General features: G+C 60.5%; 14 protein-coding genes, 1 other RNA gene and 1 riboswitch. Of the genes, 6 read left to right on the top strand and 9 right to left on the bottom strand.

The window, feature by feature from the left end; translation table 11 throughout:
• Positions 1–25 precede the first annotated feature (25 nt).
• The 6 genes from fnrL to VXL81_RS13300 all read right to left on the bottom strand — a co-directional run bounded on the left by fnrL (position 26) and on the right by VXL81_RS13300 (position 7,622).
• Positions 26–766, bottom strand: coding sequence for a transcriptional regulator FnrL (gene fnrL, locus VXL81_RS13325; protein ID WP_340546715.1), 741 nt, complete (start codon positions 764–766; stop codon positions 26–28).
• Between the two features lie 293 nt (positions 767–1,059).
• Entirely contained in the window at positions 1,060–2,670 is a 1,611-nt protein-coding gene (locus tag VXL81_RS13320; RefSeq protein ID WP_340546845.1) for an ABC transporter ATP-binding protein, read from the bottom strand.
• A gap of 88 nt (positions 2,671–2,758) precedes the next feature.
• Positions 2,759–3,865, bottom strand: a complete 1,107-nt coding sequence (locus tag VXL81_RS13315) for an ABC transporter permease (protein WP_416554661.1) — start codon at positions 3,863–3,865, stop codon at positions 2,759–2,761.
• Positions 3,866–3,868: 3 nt separating this feature from the next.
• A complete protein-coding gene (locus VXL81_RS13310) occupies positions 3,869–4,954 on the bottom strand; it encodes a microcin C ABC transporter permease YejB (protein WP_340546713.1) in 1,086 nt (361 codons plus the stop codon).
• A 9-nt stretch (positions 4,955–4,963) separates the two neighbouring features.
• Entirely contained in the window at positions 4,964–6,886 is a 1,923-nt protein-coding gene (locus VXL81_RS13305) for an extracellular solute-binding protein (RefSeq protein ID WP_416545198.1), read from the bottom strand.
• 232 nt (positions 6,887–7,118) lie between these two features.
• The gene (locus tag VXL81_RS13300; protein ID WP_340546711.1) at positions 7,119–7,622 is read right to left on the bottom strand and encodes a c-type cytochrome; all 504 of its coding nucleotides are present in this window, start codon (positions 7,620–7,622) and stop codon (positions 7,119–7,121) included.
• A gap of 118 nt (positions 7,623–7,740) precedes the next feature.
• Between VXL81_RS13300 and VXL81_RS13295 the strand changes: the two genes are divergently transcribed.
• Positions 7,741–8,574, top strand: coding sequence for a prephenate dehydratase (locus tag VXL81_RS13295; protein WP_416554659.1), 834 nt, complete (start codon positions 7,741–7,743; stop codon positions 8,572–8,574).
• 102 nt (positions 8,575–8,676) lie between these two features.
• Here the strand turns inward: VXL81_RS13295 and VXL81_RS13290 are convergent, their stop codons facing one another.
• Positions 8,677–9,144, bottom strand: a complete 468-nt coding sequence (locus VXL81_RS13290) for an SRPBCC family protein (protein ID WP_340546709.1) — start codon at positions 9,142–9,144, stop codon at positions 8,677–8,679.
• A gap of 69 nt (positions 9,145–9,213) precedes the next feature.
• On the bottom strand, positions 9,214–10,209 hold the full coding sequence (nudC, locus tag VXL81_RS13285; RefSeq protein ID WP_416534611.1) for an NAD(+) diphosphatase: 996 nt from the start codon (positions 10,207–10,209) through the stop codon (positions 9,214–9,216).
• 314 nt (positions 10,210–10,523) lie between these two features.
• Here nudC and VXL81_RS13280 point away from each other — a divergent pair, with 314 nt between their 5' ends.
• The 3 genes from VXL81_RS13280 (at position 10,524) to VXL81_RS13270 (ending at position 13,533) form a co-directional block, all read left to right on the top strand.
• Positions 10,524–12,392 (top strand): 5'-nucleotidase C-terminal domain-containing protein, encoded by a 1,869-nt coding sequence (locus tag VXL81_RS13280; RefSeq protein ID WP_416554657.1) that lies wholly within the window; start codon positions 10,524–10,526, stop codon positions 12,390–12,392.
• A gap of 86 nt (positions 12,393–12,478) precedes the next feature.
• Positions 12,479–12,577, top strand: an RNA gene (ffs, locus tag VXL81_RS13275) — signal recognition particle sRNA small type.
• A gap of 209 nt (positions 12,578–12,786) precedes the next feature.
• Positions 12,787–13,028, top strand: a riboswitch (cobalamin riboswitch).
• A 91-nt stretch (positions 13,029–13,119) separates the two neighbouring features.
• Positions 13,120–13,533, top strand: coding sequence for a hypothetical protein (locus VXL81_RS13270; RefSeq protein WP_416541112.1), 414 nt, complete (start codon positions 13,120–13,122; stop codon positions 13,531–13,533).
• Between the two features lie 125 nt (positions 13,534–13,658).
• Here the strand turns inward: VXL81_RS13270 and VXL81_RS13265 are convergent, their stop codons facing one another.
• On the bottom strand, positions 13,659–14,210 hold the full coding sequence (locus VXL81_RS13265; protein WP_340546844.1) for a protein-tyrosine phosphatase family protein: 552 nt from the start codon (positions 14,208–14,210) through the stop codon (positions 13,659–13,661).
• A gap of 230 nt (positions 14,211–14,440) precedes the next feature.
• Here VXL81_RS13265 and VXL81_RS13260 point away from each other — a divergent pair, with 230 nt between their 5' ends.
• Together VXL81_RS13260 and VXL81_RS13255 are read left to right on the top strand one after the other, a co-directional pair.
• The gene (locus VXL81_RS13260) at positions 14,441–16,306 is read left to right on the top strand and encodes a DNA polymerase III subunit gamma/tau (protein WP_340546705.1); all 1,866 of its coding nucleotides are present in this window, start codon (positions 14,441–14,443) and stop codon (positions 16,304–16,306) included.
• A 17-nt stretch (positions 16,307–16,323) separates the two neighbouring features.
• On the top strand, positions 16,324–16,695 hold the full coding sequence (locus VXL81_RS13255) for a hypothetical protein (protein ID WP_340546704.1): 372 nt from the start codon (positions 16,324–16,326) through the stop codon (positions 16,693–16,695).
• The last annotated feature ends 2 nt before the right edge of the window (positions 16,696–16,697 follow it).

Genomic DNA, 16,697 nt, shown 5'->3' with positions numbered 1-16,697 from the left:
CTTGCTCATGCGCTCTATCGGAAAGTCAGATCAGACAGCCCCCGTCGCTGTCGTCGCCGGCTTCTTCCATCAGGCGGCCCATGTCAGGCACGGTCACATGCCGTTTGCCTTCCAGTTCAATGACACCATCCCTACGCAGGGCTGAGACCTGTCGGCTGACTGTCTCCAGCGTCAGCCCCAGATAGTCAGCCATTGCTTCCCGGGTCAGCGGCAGATCGAATACCCGCCGGTTGCTGTCCTTGTGGCGCTGTAGGGACGCATCGCGCCGGGCCAGAATGGACAAAAGGCTGGCGATTTTTTCGCGCGCTGTCTTGCGTCCCAGAACCAGCATCCATTCCCGCGCCGCGTCCAGTTCGTCCAGCGTCATCTCAAGCAACCGATGCGCCACATGCGGCGTCTGGGACATCATGTCCTCAAACGGTTTCTTGCGAAAACAGCACATGACCACCGTGGATGTCGCCACGACATTATAGGCAGCCGTATCGCGCCCCGGTCGCCCGACAAAATCGCTGGGCAAGAGCAGGCCGACCATCTGGGTGCGGCCATCTTCCATCGTCTGCGTCAGGGTCGCAATGCCGGACACAACCGACCCTACGAAATCCATCCGGTCGCCGGACCAGGTGATCGGCTGACCGGCCTCATATGTGCGGTAGTATTTGATCGAATCCAGGACTTCCAATTCATCCGCATCACAGCGCGCACAAACAGCGCGGTGACGAATGGGGCAATCGCCGCAGTTCACATTGTGAATGGTAGGAGCGTTCATGATTGATCCGATTTGATCTGCGCCAAGGCCAAAGCCAACCTGCAACCACCAACTTAAACATGTGCCGCGCAAATCACAATTGGCGACGCCGCGTTTGTTGGCATGATGTGCCAACCCACCGGACGGCCGCCCCACCACATAACCCGTGCAGGGCAGTCTTGTTAGCTATCTCAGCAGGTTAGGCGCCGGCGACAGCCTCAGCCGTTTCAGCAAGCCGGATCTGCCAAACTGTCGCGACCCCCATACCATCGGAGCCAAAGCTCAGGATCCGGCCTATCCGCCGAAACAAGCCCTCATCCAGCCGCAGCGAGCAACTGCCGCGTATAAGGATCCGACGGGTTGGCAAAGAGTTCCGCAGCCGATCCCGCCTCCACCACATCGCCCTGCTTCATCACGATCATCTTGTGCGACATCGCGCGCACGACGTTCAGGTCATGGGAGATGAACAGATAGGCCAGCCCGTAGCGCTTTTGCAGGTCGCGCAGCAGGTTGACGATCTGAACCTGTACCGTCATGTCCAGCGCCGATGTGGGTTCGTCCAGCACGACCAGTTTCGGCCGCAGCACCATGGCTCGCGCAATGGCGATCCGCTGCCTCTGGCCGCCGGAAAACTCATGCGGATAACGATCCATAAAGGCCGGATCGAGACCAACCTCCGTCATGACCTCAGCCACCAGATCCCGAGGATCCCGATCCTGATCGACATTGTGGATGGCCAGACCTTCGGCAATGATCTGCGCGCAGGTCATACGCGGGCTGAGCGAGCCAAAAGGATCCTGAAACACGATCTGCATATCGGCACGCAGCCGCCGCAGATCCCTCGTAGACCATTGGCGCAGATCCTGTCCCTGGAATTCCACACGCCCGTCCGACGCAATCAGCCGCATGATGGCAAGAGCCAGCGTTGTCTTGCCGCTGCCGCTTTCGCCGACGATGCCCAGCGTTTCGCCCGCCCGCACCGAAAGCGATGTCGGGTTCACAGCCTTCACATGGCCGACGGTACGTTTCAGCAAGCCTTTCTGGATCGGGAACCAGACCTTCAGATCCTCGGTCCGAACCAACTCTTCAGCAGCCTGAGGCACCGGCTCCGGCTGGCCTGTGGGTTCGGCATCCAGCAGTTTGCGGGTATAGGGATGCTGCGGATTGGCGAAAATCTCAGCTGTCGGTCCGGTCTCGACAATTACTCCGGCCTGCATGACACAGACACGATCCGCGATCCGGCGCACAATGCTCAGGTCGTGGGTAATGAACAGCAGCCCCATGCCCTCGCTGGCCTTCAGGTCCGCGAGCAGTTCAAGGATCTGGGCTTGGATCGTGACATCCAGTGCGGTGGTGGGTTCATCCGCGATCAGGATATCGGGCTGGTTGGCCAGGGCCATCGCGATCATCACCCGCTGGCGCTGACCACCCGACAATTGATGCGGATAGGCATCGAGACGGGTTTCAGCGTCGCGGATACCAACCCGGTTCAGCAGGTCCAAAATCCGGTTCCGCGCCGCAGCGCCCGCCAGCCCCTGATGCAGTGCCAGCGACTCGGCCAGCTGTTTCTCGATCGTGTGCAGCGGGTTGAGCGAGGTCATCGGCTCCTGAAAGATGAAGCTGATATCGTTGCCGCGCACCTGCCGAAGGCGGCGGTCACTGGCGCCGACCATTTCCTGTCCGTCGTAGGTGACAGACCCGCTGACAGTGGCGCTGTCCCCCAGCAATGACACGGTGGACAGCGCAGTCACCGACTTCCCGGACCCGCTCTCCCCCACCAGCGCGACTGTTTCGCCGCGACCAACAGAGAAGGACACACCGCGCACGGCCTCGGTCACCTTTCCATCCTGGCGGAAAGACACGCGCAGGTTCTCGACGTTTAATAGCGGCGCAGTTTGATCGCGTGTTGTCATCGGATTGCCCATGGGTTGGAGCATTTGCGGGTCGCACCATCGCACGGCGGCGAACAGGAGGCCGCGACGCCTCTATTCTGCGGATTAGAGCCTGAACCGGTCATGAGAAGGTCTTTCTCGGGTCAAAGGCATCGCGCACCCCTTCAAAGATGAAGACCAGCAGCGACAGCATGATGGCAAAGGTGAAAAACGCGGTGAAAGCAAGCCAGGGCGCCTCCAGGTTCTGTTTTGCCTGCAAGGTCAGCTCGCCCAGCGAGGGCGCCGAGGACGGCAGGCCAAAGCCGAGGAAGTCCAGCCCTGCAAGCGTGCCAATTGTGCCCGTCACGATGAAAGGCAGAAACGTCAGCGTCGCCACCATCGCATTGGGCAGCATATGGCGGAACATGATGGTCATATTCCCGACCCCGAGCGCCTTGGCAGCGCGGACGTATTCCAGATTTCGCGCGCGCAGGAACTCGGCCCGCACCACGCTCACAAGGGCGGTCCAGCTGAACAGGATCATCAACACCACCAACAGCCAGAAGCTGCGCCCAAGGATCGCAAACATGATGATGATGACATAGAGCTGCGGGATGGATCCCCAGATCTCGATCACGCGCTGAAAGATCAGGTCCAGCCACCCGCCAAAGAACCCCTGAACCGCACCCGCAGCAATACCGACCAATGTTGCTGCACCAGTGACCATCAGGGTAAACAGGATCGACAGACGGAAACCATGAATGACCCGCGCCAGCACATCCCGTTTGGTGTCATCGGTGCCCAGCAGGTTCTCTCCATTCGGTGGCAGCGGTGCCGCACCGGGCCGGTCGACCGTGGTGTTAAACGAATAGGGAATCAACGGCCAGATGGCCCATCCTTCGACAAACCCGTCGGCTGAAAATGTACCGACCTCGATCTCTTCCAGAATAGTTTCGGGGTCGTCAAAGCAGTCTTCGATCCCGCCGGAGGCAATCAGACACCGAACCTCAGGGTCGCGGTACGCCGCCTCGGTCTGGAAATCGCCACCAAAGACTGTCTCCGGGTAGAAATTGAACACCGGGGTGAAATACGAACCGCGGTAGTTGACCAGCATCGGTTTGTCGTTGGCGATGAACTCGGCAAAGAGCGAAATGCCAAACAGGACCGAGAAGATCCACAGCGACCAGAAAGCCCGGCGATTGCGGCAGAAATTGTTCCAGCGGCGCTGGTTGAGCGGAGACAAAGCCATCTGTCAGCCCTCTCTCTTTTCAAAGTCGATACGCGGATCGACGATCACATACATGAGGTCGGAGATAATGCCGACAACAAGGCTCATCAAACCAAAGATGAACAGCGTGCCAAAGATCACCGGATAGTCGCGCGCCACGGCCGCCTCGAACCCCAGCCGCCCGAGACCATCGAGCGAGAAGATCGTTTCGATGATCAGGCTGCCGGAGAAGAACACACCGATGAAGACTGCCGGAAAACCCGCGATCACGATCAGCATCGCATTGCGGAAGACATGGCCGTAGAGCACGCGCCGCTCGCTCAGCCCCTTGGCCCGTGCCGTCATGACATATTGCTTCTTGATCTCATCCAGAAAGGAGTTCTTCGTCAGCAGCGTCAGCGTGGCGAAGGCGGATATGGTCGAGGCGACTACCGGCAGCGTGATGTGCCAGAAATAATCCGCCACCTTGCCAAACAGGCTGAGACTCTCCCAATTGTCGGAGGTCAGCCCCCGCAGTGGAAAGATCTGCCAGTAAGAGCCGCCGGCAAACAGCACCAGCAGCAGAATCGCAAACAGAAAGCCGGGGATCGCATAGGCTGCGATGATCAGACCGCTGGTCCAGGTGTCAAACCGGCTGCCATCGCGCAACGCCTTGCGGATGCCCAGCGGGATCGAAATCAGATAGGCGATCAGCGTCGACCAGAGCCCCAGGGAGATCGACACCGGCATTTTCTCCAGCACCAGATCCATCACATCAATCTTGCGAAAGTAGCTCTCCCCGAAGTCAAAGCGCATGTAGTTGCCGACCATCAGGAGGAACCGCTCCAACGGCGGCTTGTCCAGGCCATACTGCCGTTCCAGCTCTGCGATCAGCTCCGGCGGCAGCCCCTGTCGGCCAGCGTAGTTGTCATTGGCGGCAACGGCCTCACTGCCCGCATCCCCGCCGCCCCCGGCGAAGCCTTCAAAGACGTCACCGCCGCCTTCCAGCTGTGCGATCATCTGCTCAACCGGCCCCCCCGGCACAAATTGCACCAGAGCAAAATTGATGACGAGGATCCCGAACAGGGTCGGGATCACCAGAAGAAAACGTCTAAGGATATAGGCTGCCATGTCAGGCGCTTACCTCAACGCGCCGGAGGATTTCAATGCCGCTTCTTTCTCGGCGTTGACCCACCAGACATCACTCAACCCCAGATCGAACAGCGGCAGGGTCTCTGGCTGCTCATAGAAATTCCAATAGGCCACCCAGTTCACATCCAGATACCAGGTCGGCACCATGAACCGCTTGGCGCGCAGGACGCGATCTAGGGCACGCACATTGGCATATAGTTCTTCCTGTTCTTCTGCCTTCACGATCGCGCCGATCAGCGTATCAACTGCTGGGTCCGCCATTCCAGCCGGGTTGAACACCGAAAACTCGTGCGCGTCAGACCCAAACTGCTGATAGAGCCCGGTCGAAGGTTGCAGATATTTCGGGTAGGCGTAGGTGATCATGTCGAAGTCTTTTTCACGACGGCGGCTGGTATATTGCGCAAAATCGACCCGGTTGGAAATCGCGTCGATCCCTATCTGGCGCAGATTGGCGATATAGGGCTGCACGATCCGTTCGATCGTCGGCGAATCGATCAGGAATTCCAGCTTCAGCAGCTCTCCTTCGGCGTTGCGACGCAGACCGTCGTTGCCAACAGTCCATCCCGCCTCATCCAGCAGCTTCATGGCCCGACGCAGGTTACGCCGATCCGCCGGACGATCCGGGTTGGAGCTATGAGCCATCACCGGTTCGCTGGTCAGCAGCGCTGGATCAATGAGATCGCCCAGATCCTTCAGCACCTCCAGTTCGCGCCCCTCGGGCAGGCCCTTGGCTTCCAGCGCTGTGTCTTGCCAGAAGGAATGGCGCTGCGCGAACAGCCCATACTGCAGGCTGTCATTGGTCCATTCGAAATTATAGCCAAGCTGAACCGCCTCACGCACGCGCGGATCTTGGAATTTGGGGCGCAGGAGGTTCATCACAAACCCACTGGCGGCCGGGACATTGCCATCCGGGAATTCCCCCTTCACCACATCCCCCTCCTTGACCGCATCGAACTCATACGACGTTGCCCAGCTCTTGGAGCTGTTTTCTGGCCGCATGGTGTAAATGCCTGCCTTGAACCCTTCCATCGCGGCCACGCTGTCGCCAAAATACTCGATGCGGATGCGGTCATAGTTGTGACGCCCGACGTTCACGTTGACGTCGTTACCCCAATAGTCGGGGTTGCGTTTGTAGATGATGCGCTGGTTCACATCGACCGTTTCCACCACATAGGGACCTGATCCGATGCCAGGATCCAGACGCGGCTCATCCAGGCGGCGGTTCTCCGGGTCTGCCTCGAACCATGCCTTGGAGAACACCGAGGTGCCGCCGACCTGCGTGATCATCGCCCGGCGCGGGAAATCCGGCGAAAAGTAGAATTTCACCCGATGCGGGCCAAGAACCTCGGCCTTGGGGATGCGTTTCTTCACCGCCTCCGCATAGGACTGCAATCCCTGCTCCAGCAGCAGGTTGTGGGAAAACACCACATCCTCAGCCGTGACAGGGGTTCCGTCCGAAAACCGCGCTTCGGGGCGCATGTTGAAAATCACCCAATCCTGGCTTTCGGGATACTCAAGGCTTTCGGCCAGCAGCCCATAGTAGGATCCCGGCTCGTCATAGGATCCAATCATCAGCGATTCAAAATGGTCCGCCGACATCGCGCCGCCCCGACCCTTGCGGGTATAGGGGTTCATGCTGTCAAAGGTGCCCACCGCCGACAGAGACAGTTCGCCCCCTTTGGGCGCCTTCGGATTGACGTAGTCGAAATGTTCAAAGCCTTCGGGATATTTCAACTCTCCAAATTCGGTGAACCCGTGGCTTTTGATTACCTTGTCTTCGGCATGTCCCAGGGTGGCGGCCAGTGCCAGCATCGCAAATGCGGCAAACCCTGTCATCACGGCCCGGAAAAGCGGTTGCGGATCAATCGCTCGGGCCAAAACGGCACGACGCGGTGTGGTGGGCGTCTTCATCTGCCAATACCTCCATTGTCCGGCCTTCGCTGCCAGGATCATTCTCTGTCCCAAAGCTAAGCGGGCCGGCCCCCTACATTCAAGTTCAGATTGGCTGAATTTCCCGTGTGTCAACCGATGTCAGGGCATGAACCCGCCTGCCTAGACATCAAATCCGCGCCAGCACACCCCGAAAGCAAAAAGACCGCACCAACTGGCGCGGTCTTTTGATCATGGGCAAAAGCAACTGAAATCAGTTGTCGAGGCTGTCCAGATAGGCAATCAGGTTCACCCGATCGCTCTGTTTTTTCAGGCCACTGAAGCTCATGGTGGTGCCCGGCGCATATTGCGATGGTTTGGTCAGGAAGGCATCGAGCTCTTCAGCTGTCCATTCGCCGCCCATCCCCGCCAGCGACGCGGAATAGCCAAAGCCATCTGCGGCAGCAATCGGGCGACCAACGACTCCGTAGAGGTAAGGACCGGTGCTATTGGCACCAGCTTCGAGTTTGTGGCAGGCGGAGCATTTCTTGAAGACATTGGCACCTTTGCCAACATCTGCGGCGGCCATCAGTTCGCCGAAGTCGACGACTTCAACTACTTCTTCCGCACCTGCCTCTTCCACTTCGATCACATAGGAAGCCTCGCCATGAGCTTCGGTGTGATAGAGCCCCTCTGCGGCCCATTTGCCTAGCAGGAGCACGAGGAAAGCGCCGCAAAAGCCTGCGGTCGCTTTGGTAAGGGTCATCGTGTCAAACATGATCGCGAGTCCATTTCAGCTGTCTGGGAGGGTGTCTAAGGCTTCCCCTCTCAAGTGGCAAGGTATAGACAGCGCGACGAAACGCCCGTTTTTGAAGTTTTGCACGGATGTCGCAGTTATGACCCATAGAATTGCCATTCAGGGGGAGCTTGGCTCCTACAGCCACGAAGCCTGCCGCAAGGAGCGCCCCGACATGGACGTGCTGCCTTGTCGCAACTTCGAGGATGCCATTGACGCTGTCCGCAACGGCAAAGCCGAATTGGCGATGCTGCCGGTGGAGAACTCCACCTACGGGCGCGTTGCGGATATCCACCGCCTGCTGCCCCACAGCGGTTTGCACATCATTGATGAGGCCTTTGTGCGGGTGCATATCAATCTTCTTGGCGTTCCTGGTGCGCGGCTTGAGGATATCAAGGACGCTCATTCGCATCTGGTGCTGCTCCCGCAATGCGCGCGCTTCCTCAGCGAAAACAACATTCGCGGCCGCGTCAGCCCGGACAACGCCCGCGCCGCGCGCGATGTCGCTGAACAGGGCGACAAGAGCCATGCGGCGCTGGCCAGCGAATTGGCCGGAGAGATCTACGGCCTTGAGGTGCTGGCACGCCATATCGAGGATCATGGCAACAATACCACGCGCTTCCTGACCATGTCGCGTGAGCCGAATCTGGAGCGCCGTGGCAACCACGGCATGATCACCAGCTTTGTCTTTCAGGTCCGCAACATCCCGGCAGCTCTCTACAAGGCGATGGGCGGATTCGCGACCAACGGTATCAACATGACCAAGCTGGAGAGCTACATGGTCGACGGGTCCTTCACAGCGACCCAGTTCTATGCAGATATCGACGGTCATCCCGACGATCCAAATGTGCAGCTCGCCATGGACGAGCTGGCCTATTTCACCACCAACATTGAAATACTGGGTGTCTACCCGGCCAATGACGACCGATTCTGACCGGTGTCGTCGCGGCTAACGCGTCGATGGCGGCCTCAGCTACCGGCCCCGGATCGGTCATCCCGAATCCAACCCAGCAGCCGGTTGGCCCGCGGGCCACGCTCAGGCTGAACGATTGACGCGCTCTTCCGTCTGCTTGGCGAACTCGGACACCCGCTTCTTGAAACCACGCTTGAGTTTGGTTTTGGCCAGTTTCAGCGACTGAACCATCAAACGCCCTGACAGTGTCTTCGGTGTCAGCGTCAGGGTCACGGAAAGCCGGGTGCGCTGGGGCGATAGCGCCAGCAGCTCAATATCCATCGTGCCATCCATCCCGCTACCCGTGCCGCTCAGAATCATCTGAGTTACCGGCTCGTAGGTGCTGAGCGACAGATGCAGATTGCGCTTCTTTCCGCGGAACTGAAATTCGATGTCCCAGGCCAGCCCGTTCTCCGGATGCTGCGCATCTCCCAGGCGCTGCACATCGACACCCCGACGCAACGCCATCCGCTCCATGCTCTCGAAATCAGAAATCGACCGAAAGACTTCGGCGATAGGTGCGTCGATGTCTTCTTTGCTGGAGAAATCCATGGGCATCCTGTCGTTACGGCGGATCTGCAAGATCCAATGGCAGTCTTGAGCTGAATTCTACTATTCGTCTCAATCCAGTGTATCTGCAAGCCAGTTCTGCAAAAGGAAATGTGCAATTGCGCCGTTGCGCGGTCTGCGAATTTCAGGATGGCCCCCTTCAAAAACCGTCATCATCTCCTGCCGCGAAACCCAGCGCGCCGCTTCGATTTCTTTCGGGTCGATGGTGATCTCCCGCCCCAGAGCCTCGCCCGCACAGCCGAACATCAACGACATAGGAAACGGCCAGGGCTGGCTGGACAGGTAGCTGACGGCGCCGACCTTCACCCCTGTTTCCTCTTCCGTCTCGCGTCTCACGGCTGCTTCCAGCGTTTCTCCCGGCTCCACGAAACCGGCCAGCAGCGAATACATCCCCTCCGGCCACCCCGGCGAGCGACCAACCAGAACGGCATCACCATGGGTGATCAGCATGATGACCACCGGGTCGGTACGCGGAAAATGGGCCGCACCGCAACTGGGACAAAGCCGCTGCCAGCCAGCCTGCGCCATATTGCTTTTCGCGCCACAACAGGCGCAGAACCCATGGCTGTGATGCCAGCCGAACACCGCCCGTGCCATCGCTGCCAGTTCGGCGTCCTCGCGACTGAGTTGTGCCATGATGCGGCGCAGCTCCACAAACCCCGTGTCAGTGGGCAAATCCGGGTGCCGCTGTTCACTGTTGTCGACAAAGCCGCGCAGCGCGCTCTCGTCATGATTGTCTGGCTGCCACCCACTGATATCAAGCGAGAACCGTGCCAAACCAGCAGCACAGCATCCCAGGAAGACCGCCTGCCCCACACCAGCCGTCGCCAGGGGATGATCCGACCCGATCCAAGCCAGAGCATCCGGCACAGCGCCGCTCTCCACTCCCGCCTCGGGTAGTGTACATAGCGGTTTCCCTCTCCAAATCAAAAGGATACGGCAATTTTCGCTCTGCCAGCGTGTTGTCAGGGCCGCCGGATCATCCCGGAGCTGTGCGGCCCGGTCCAGACCGCTGCCACCAAATGTCACTTGTTCCGCCTGTCGCATCGCGCTGCCCCGCTGCTACGTCTGCGCACGGATGTGTCGCAGCACCTGAATCTGGCAGAGAAATACATCTATGAGATGATAAGCTGTTTCCTCTGCGCCACAGTGATCTAGAAATATCCTGACCCCTCGCAACAGGTGAAAACCGTAATTCCGCAGCATCTCAAGTGGAAAGCAACGCGATTGATTAGAATTTTCGGCAACAAGCGACTTTCGGGCGTCACATTTGATTGCTTCAAACAGGCAAACAGGCTTGTTAATAAATTGGCAATCAATGCCACCCCGGGGTTCGCCGTGAGACCGCTAAGAAACGCAATATGACAGGATCGGATCAAACCGAAGACGAAAAGGTCGGATCCCTGCGCATTCTGGCGACCACGGATCTGCATGCTAATCTTTTGAGTCACGACTATTATTCTGATCGCCCCGACCCAAGCCTGGGGCTCTCTCGTGTTGCCACACTGATCGCTGAGGCGCGCGAGGAAGCCGCTGCCAAAGGCGCCGCGACACTGCTTGTCGACAATGGCGACAGCATCTTCGGCACCCCGATAGCAGAGCGCCCGATGCAGCTCAGCGAGACCCGCCCGGCCCCGGTTGCCCGCGCGTTCGACCTACTCGGCTACGATGCCATCGGGCTCGGCAACCATGATTTCGATTTCGGCCTGGATCAGCTCAGGCAGGCCTTGCTGCAGATCTCCTGCCCCGTCATCTGCTCAAATATGCAGCTGGTGGATCCGCAGGCTTCCTTGCCTTTTTGCCAGTCCGCAGTGCTCGAACGCGTTTTCCCCGGTTCGGAGGATCTGCCGCTTCGGATCGGCGTGCTCTCGGTTCTGCCGATGCAAACCCTGAAATGGGCCGCGCATCAGCTGCAGGGTCGCGTCACCATCGACGACATGGTGCAATGTGCCGCCCGGCAGGCCGACGCGTTGCGCGCCAGGGGCTGCGATATCGTCATCGCGCTGGCCCATACCGGTATCGGAGAGCAAACTACCGGATACGGCATTGAGAACGCACTCCACCCGCTTGCAGATCTTGGCGTTCTGGACGCCATCATCGGAGGTCACACTCATCTGACCCTGCCGGATCCGCGCCACCCCGTATCCGCGCCTGTGGTGATGCCGGGTGCCCATGGCTCACACCTCGGCGTGATCGACCTGCACGTCCAGCTGCAATCGGGCCGCTGGACCGTGACCAAAACCACCTGCAGATTGCGCCCTATCGCCCGGCGCAAGACCATCGCCGGCGCGGGTGGCATCCTCGTTCCCCTGGTGGCCGAAGACCCCGTCATGGTCGACGCCCTCGCAGAAGACCACGCAGAGACACGCAGGCGGATGGCCCAGCCTGTCGGCAGCACCAGCAGACCGCTGCACTCTTATTTTACCTTCCTTGGTCGCGATCAGGCCCTCGCGCTGGTGGCCTGGGCCCAGGCCGCTGCGGTGCGCCCCGCCCTGCGAGATACTGTTGCCGGAAACCTGCCACTGCTCTCAGCGACCGCTCCCGGCAAATTCGGCGCCCGGTCAGGTCCGTCCAACTACACAGATGTACCGGCCGGCCAGATGTACATGCGCCATGTCGTCGACATCCAGCCCTTCCCGAACGAGCTGCGCACGGTGGTTCTGAATGGTGCCCAGCTGCGCGATTGGCTGGAGATGTCGGCGGGTCTCTTCAATCAGATCGCGCCGGGCACCTCTGGAGACCCGCTGTTGGACACGGACCGGGCCGGTCACAACTTTGATGTCATCTTTGGGCTGCAATACGACATCGATGTCTCCGTACCTGCCAGATTTGCCAGCGATGGTGAGCTGATTGACCCCAGCAATCACCGAATCCGCAACCTGCGCTGGAAAGGGGCTCCAATACCAGAGAACCAACATTTCGCCGTAGCAGTAAGCAGTTACCGCATTGGCGGCGGCGGCAACTTCACGATGGCCCAGGCCGCGACCCGCCTGCCGACGCCCCCCCTGCGGGTCAGGGACGTGATTTGCGATTATGTCGCCGGGCGCCTGATGCGAGATCCATTGGAACAAGCGCCGCCCCCTTGGCGACTGTCCAGTCACCCCTCGACCGAGGTCGAGATCTTTACCGGACCCGGCGCCCGCACATATCTCACCGATCTCGACCCGGCCCGCCACAATTTGCACGGCACAACCGCCGACGGATTTTTGCGGATCGGTGTCAAGCTCTGATCCCCGCCTGAATGCGCCCGCTGCCATGCGCCTTATTGCGGTCAGACGGGCTTGCCATTCCTGATCTGCCCTCCTATATCGACCAGTGAGAGGTTGGCGCGGGCAAGCGCCTCGCCAACCTGGTCAGATCCGGAAGGAAGCAGCCACAACGAGCCCCGCTTGGGTCGATGTCCAACCTCTCACCTCCCCCCATCCCCGACATTCAGTCGCCGCCCCGGGCAGAGTTAGCTGCTTCTTGCCAGTTTGGCCGCTGATCCACCACACCAAACGGCGCTGGCATTGCCGCTATATATAGTGGCACGGGGCGCCACTCCGCCCCGATATGGTAGGCAATACGCCGAAGAAATACCCCACCCCCCCTGACGTAGCGCTTGACGACTCGCCCCGCCAGCCGCTAGCCCTAGTGGCAGATGGTTCCTGCATCGCTGCCACGCGATCAGGATGAAAAGGGAACACGGTGCGAGATGGTAGACATACCGGATCAATGCCGCGACTGCCCCCGCAACTGTAAGCGGTGAGCAACCTCGGACCATGCCACTGATGCCACGGATCCCGTTGGATCCCACGGTGTTGGGAAGGCCCCGAAGTTGCCGCGACCCGCGAGTCAGGAGACCTGCCATCTGATGAGAAACTCGAAACCGGGCGGGGTGTCCTGGCAGGGTCTGCATGTCCGCCGATTGGCCTGCCAGCTCTGACCGTTCATCCCCTCCTTCGCGCGGAGGGCGCAATGAACTGGACTGATACGACACATGGCTATTCCCTGAGCACCTGCCAGCATCTGGGGCAACCCTGCCCGGCGGCAGAGCGCATGATTGCGCGCCTCGCCGCCGCCATGGGACAGGCAAAAGCCGTCACAACCGAGGATTTCGAAATTGCCGGGACATGCGAGCTGACCGCCTGCGACCGGCCCTGCGAGGCGAGATTTGCCGCCAGACATGACCGCATCCGCATTTATTGTGGTGTCTCGCAAGAGGCGGATCTGGCCGGTCTTGACCGTTTCGCGGATGCCCTCTTTCTGCCCTCGGCTGACAGCCTCCCCCTTGCCAAGCTGCCGGATTACCCCTGCGGCTTGGCACAGGCTGTGCCGCTGGCACCTCAGATGGCCCGAATCACCCCGCCGCAGCTCGCAGCTGTCAGCTGAACGCCGCTTTGAAAGGACCGCACGCCGCGCTTGCGCGGCGCCACGCCCAACGGGATATGACCTTGCCGAAGGTCATATCCGGGCGGGAGCATCTCCCTGTGTCGACCCGTTTCACACAGCCGCGGTCAGGAGCCTTTGCCGGGAATACGCCTCGGGCCATACGCCCAGATCATCTGAGCGTCGGTCTCGATTGCGCAGGGGCGAATGGCCCGTAGCCGTGCCAACGCCAGATCCGGCCGCTCGCCGCATTCCGTCATCAGCCGCAGCACCACCATGCCAGACCGGCCACAGCCACCCCGGCAATGCACCAGCACGCGACCACCGCCAACAAGCGCCTTGCGCGCCAGATGGCTGACCTCCGGCCAACGGCTCAGGATCTCCGGCGGCGGCGCACTGAAATCAGGGACGGGCAAATGTATCCATCGGCTGCCGATACTCTGCAGATCCGTCCCGATCGTCTCGGCACCAACTGCGGCATGTTCCTCCTCCGTGGTCATCGAAATGACCAAACCGGGCTGCCACTCTCGAATGTGGTCCATATCGCCACGATAATCGCCCCCTGCACCGGGCAGCGGGCATAGCGCCAGAATACCATCCGCCACCGAAAGCGCGTGCAAGATCAGCGTGCCCCCGGCCCGCTCCTCTTCGATGTCACCGTGTTGAGATCCATCCTCCATGGTCAGCCCCCACTGCCAATTCACCGCCTGATCCTACGCCAGCAATCCCCCCGGACGATCACATCCTCCAATGTAGCGATCTGTCGGCCCTGCACCTAATGGTTTCTGAAAGCCCGATGGCACACACGGCTTATCCTACCGCGACCACCATCAGCGGTGGACGCCACGCGCGGGCTTGCCTACTTTACCCGGACATCAACGACCGACCCCCGAATCTGGCACGAGACATCATGAGCGACACAGCAGGCGACACAGCAGACCAAACCTCGGGTCAATACCAGGTTCTGGCTCGCAAATACCGGCCCGAGACCTTTGCCGATCTGGTGGGTCAGGACGCCATGGTGCGGACGCTGAAGAACGCCTTTGCCGCCGATCGCATTGCCCAGGCCTTCATCATGACAGGCATCCGCGGCACCGGCAAAACCACAACCGCCCGGATCATCGCCAAGGGCATGAACTGCATCGGCGAGGATGGCCAGGGCGGCCCCACCACCGATCCTTGCGGCAAATGCGAGCATTGCACGGCGATCATGGAAGGCCGCCATGTCGATGTGATGGAGATGGACGCGGCCTCGCGCACAGGTGTCGGAGACATCCGCGAGATCATTGACTCGGTGCAGTACCGCGCCGCCTCGGCCCGCTACAAGATCTACATCATCGACGAAGTTCACATGCTATCGACCAGCGCGTTCAACGCGCTCTTGAAGACGCTGGAGGAGCCGCCCGCGCATGTGAAGTTCATCTTCGCCACCACCGAAATCCGCAAGGTGCCGGTGACGGTGCTGTCGCGCTGCCAGCGGTTTGACCTGCGCCGGATCGAGCCGGAGGTGATGATTGCCCTCCTGCGCAAGATCGCAGCGGCTGAGGGCGCCCAGATTGCCGACGACGCGCTGGCGCTCATCACTCGCGCCGCCGAAGGATCTGCCCGGGATGCGACCTCGCTCCTGGATCAGGCGATTTCCCATGGCGCGGGCGAGACCACCGCCGATCAGGTCCGCGCCATGCTGGGCCTTGCCGACCGCGGCCGGGTACTGGACCTGATGGACATGATCCTGCGCGGCGATGCGGCGGCGGCACTGACGGAACTCAGTGCGCAATATGCCGAGGGCGCAGACCCGTTGGCGGTGCTGCGCGATCTGGCGGAGATCACCCATTGGGTTTCTGTGGTGAAGATCACGCCTGATGCGGCTGAAGACCCCACCGTCAGCCCCGATGAGCGCGCCCGTGGCGGCCAGATGGCCGAAGCCCTGCCGATGCGGGTGCTGACGCGGATGTGGCAGATGCTTCTGAAGGCTCTGGAGGAGGTTGCCGCCGCCCCCAACGCGATGATGGCGGCCGAAATGGCGGTGATCCGCCTGACCCATGTGGCTGATTTGCCAACCCCCGAACAGCTGATGCGCACGCTTCAGGACACCCCGCCGCCGCCACCAGCTGGCCCCGGCAATGGCGCCCCCCTGCCGCAGGCGGGCGCGCAGGGGCACCATGCCGGGCAATATGCGGGCCAAAACACCGGCCAGAATCAAAACTCCGGCCACAACACGGGTCAGACAGCCTCCGGCTATCAGCCCGGCCCTGGCAGCGGGCCGACGATGTCGCAGACCATCTCCGCCACGGGCGGCGGACCGGCCACTGCCCTTGCGCCGCAGATGGATCAGGCGCTGGCCCGATACCCCAGCTTTGAACATATCGTTGAACTGATTCGCGTCCGCCGGGATGGCCTGCTGCTGGAATATGTCAAAACCTACCTGAGGCTGGTCTCCTACCAGCCGGGGCGGATCACCATCCAGCCCACCGATGACGCGCCCAAGGATCTGGCACAACGCCTTGGCCAGCAGCTGCAGACCTGGACGCAGGCACGCTGGGTCATTTCCATCGCAAACGAAGGCGGTGGTGAGACGATCACCGAACGCGACAATGCAGTTGAAAACGCCCTGCGCGACAAGGCCAGTCAACATCCGATCGTACAGGCCGTTCTGGACAGCTTCCCCAAGGCCAGGATCATCAAGATCCGCACCGCCGAAGACCTCGCCGCCGAGGTCGAAGCAGACGCCCTGCCAGAGGTCGAGGACGAATGGGATCCCTTCGAAGAAGAGTAACTTGCTTTGCAGGTATAATGACGCTGTTTCCCGCCGCAGCAATTGCAGAAGTCTGTGATAAGGAACGGCTGTCTTGGAAACCGGGCGATGGTCCGGCCACCGCCTGGGATGAGTTGATAGGCCTCTCCACCCTGCCCGTGTCCCTTGCGTTGCTTGCCCTTGCGGGCATCGCTCTGACCACACGAAACCGCCCGACCTTCGCAATCGCTGCCGTGCTCTGGGCCGGTCTTGCCTTTGTCGTTGCGGTTGACCGGTACGAAAACGCGCTGGATTATGCGGTAGCCTACGACCTTGCAGAAGATTGCTTGGCGCCACCCCACTTGTTCATCGGCCTTGCAGTTGCGATATGTGCCGGGATGACTTACGGCGCGCTGCGCCCTCGCACTTAGGA

The organism is Phaeobacter sp. JH204B (assembly GCF_048055755.1).
GTDB lineage: Bacteria > Pseudomonadota > Alphaproteobacteria > Rhodobacterales > Rhodobacteraceae > Phaeobacter > Phaeobacter bryozoorum.
The sequence above is the reverse complement of the archived record's forward strand: the minus strand, read 5'-3'. Positions and strand labels throughout refer to the sequence as shown.

Coding starts and splice junctions, on each gene's coding strand:
- fnrL (WP_340546715.1), bottom strand. CDS start 766: ATGAACGCTCCTACCATTCACAATGTGAACTGCGGCGATTGCCCCATT.
- VXL81_RS13310 (WP_340546713.1), bottom strand. CDS start 4,954: ATGGCAGCCTATATCCTTAGACGTTTTCTTCTGGTGATCCCGACCCTG.
- VXL81_RS13300 (WP_340546711.1), bottom strand. CDS start 7,622: ATGTTTGACACGATGACCCTTACCAAAGCGACCGCAGGCTTTTGCGGC.
- nudC (WP_416534611.1), bottom strand. CDS start 10,209: ATGCGACAGGCGGAACAAGTGACATTTGGTGGCAGCGGTCTGGACCGG.
- VXL81_RS13295 (WP_416554659.1), top strand. CDS start 7,741: ATGACCCATAGAATTGCCATTCAGGGGGAGCTTGGCTCCTACAGCCAC.
- VXL81_RS13290 (WP_340546709.1), bottom strand. CDS start 9,144: ATGGATTTCTCCAGCAAAGAAGACATCGACGCACCTATCGCCGAAGTC.
- VXL81_RS13255 (WP_340546704.1), top strand. CDS start 16,324: ATGACGCTGTTTCCCGCCGCAGCAATTGCAGAAGTCTGTGATAAGGAA.
- VXL81_RS13320 (WP_340546845.1), bottom strand. CDS start 2,670: ATGGGCAATCCGATGACAACACGCGATCAAACTGCGCCGCTATTAAAC.
- VXL81_RS13270 (WP_416541112.1), top strand. CDS start 13,120: ATGAACTGGACTGATACGACACATGGCTATTCCCTGAGCACCTGCCAG.
- VXL81_RS13305 (WP_416545198.1), bottom strand. CDS start 6,886: ATGAAGACGCCCACCACACCGCGTCGTGCCGTTTTGGCCCGAGCGATT.
- VXL81_RS13315 (WP_416554661.1), bottom strand. CDS start 3,865: ATGGCTTTGTCTCCGCTCAACCAGCGCCGCTGGAACAATTTCTGCCGC.
- VXL81_RS13265 (WP_340546844.1), bottom strand. CDS start 14,210: ATGGAGGATGGATCTCAACACGGTGACATCGAAGAGGAGCGGGCCGGG.
- VXL81_RS13280 (WP_416554657.1), top strand. CDS start 10,524: ATGACAGGATCGGATCAAACCGAAGACGAAAAGGTCGGATCCCTGCGC.
- VXL81_RS13260 (WP_340546705.1), top strand. CDS start 14,441: ATGAGCGACACAGCAGGCGACACAGCAGACCAAACCTCGGGTCAATAC.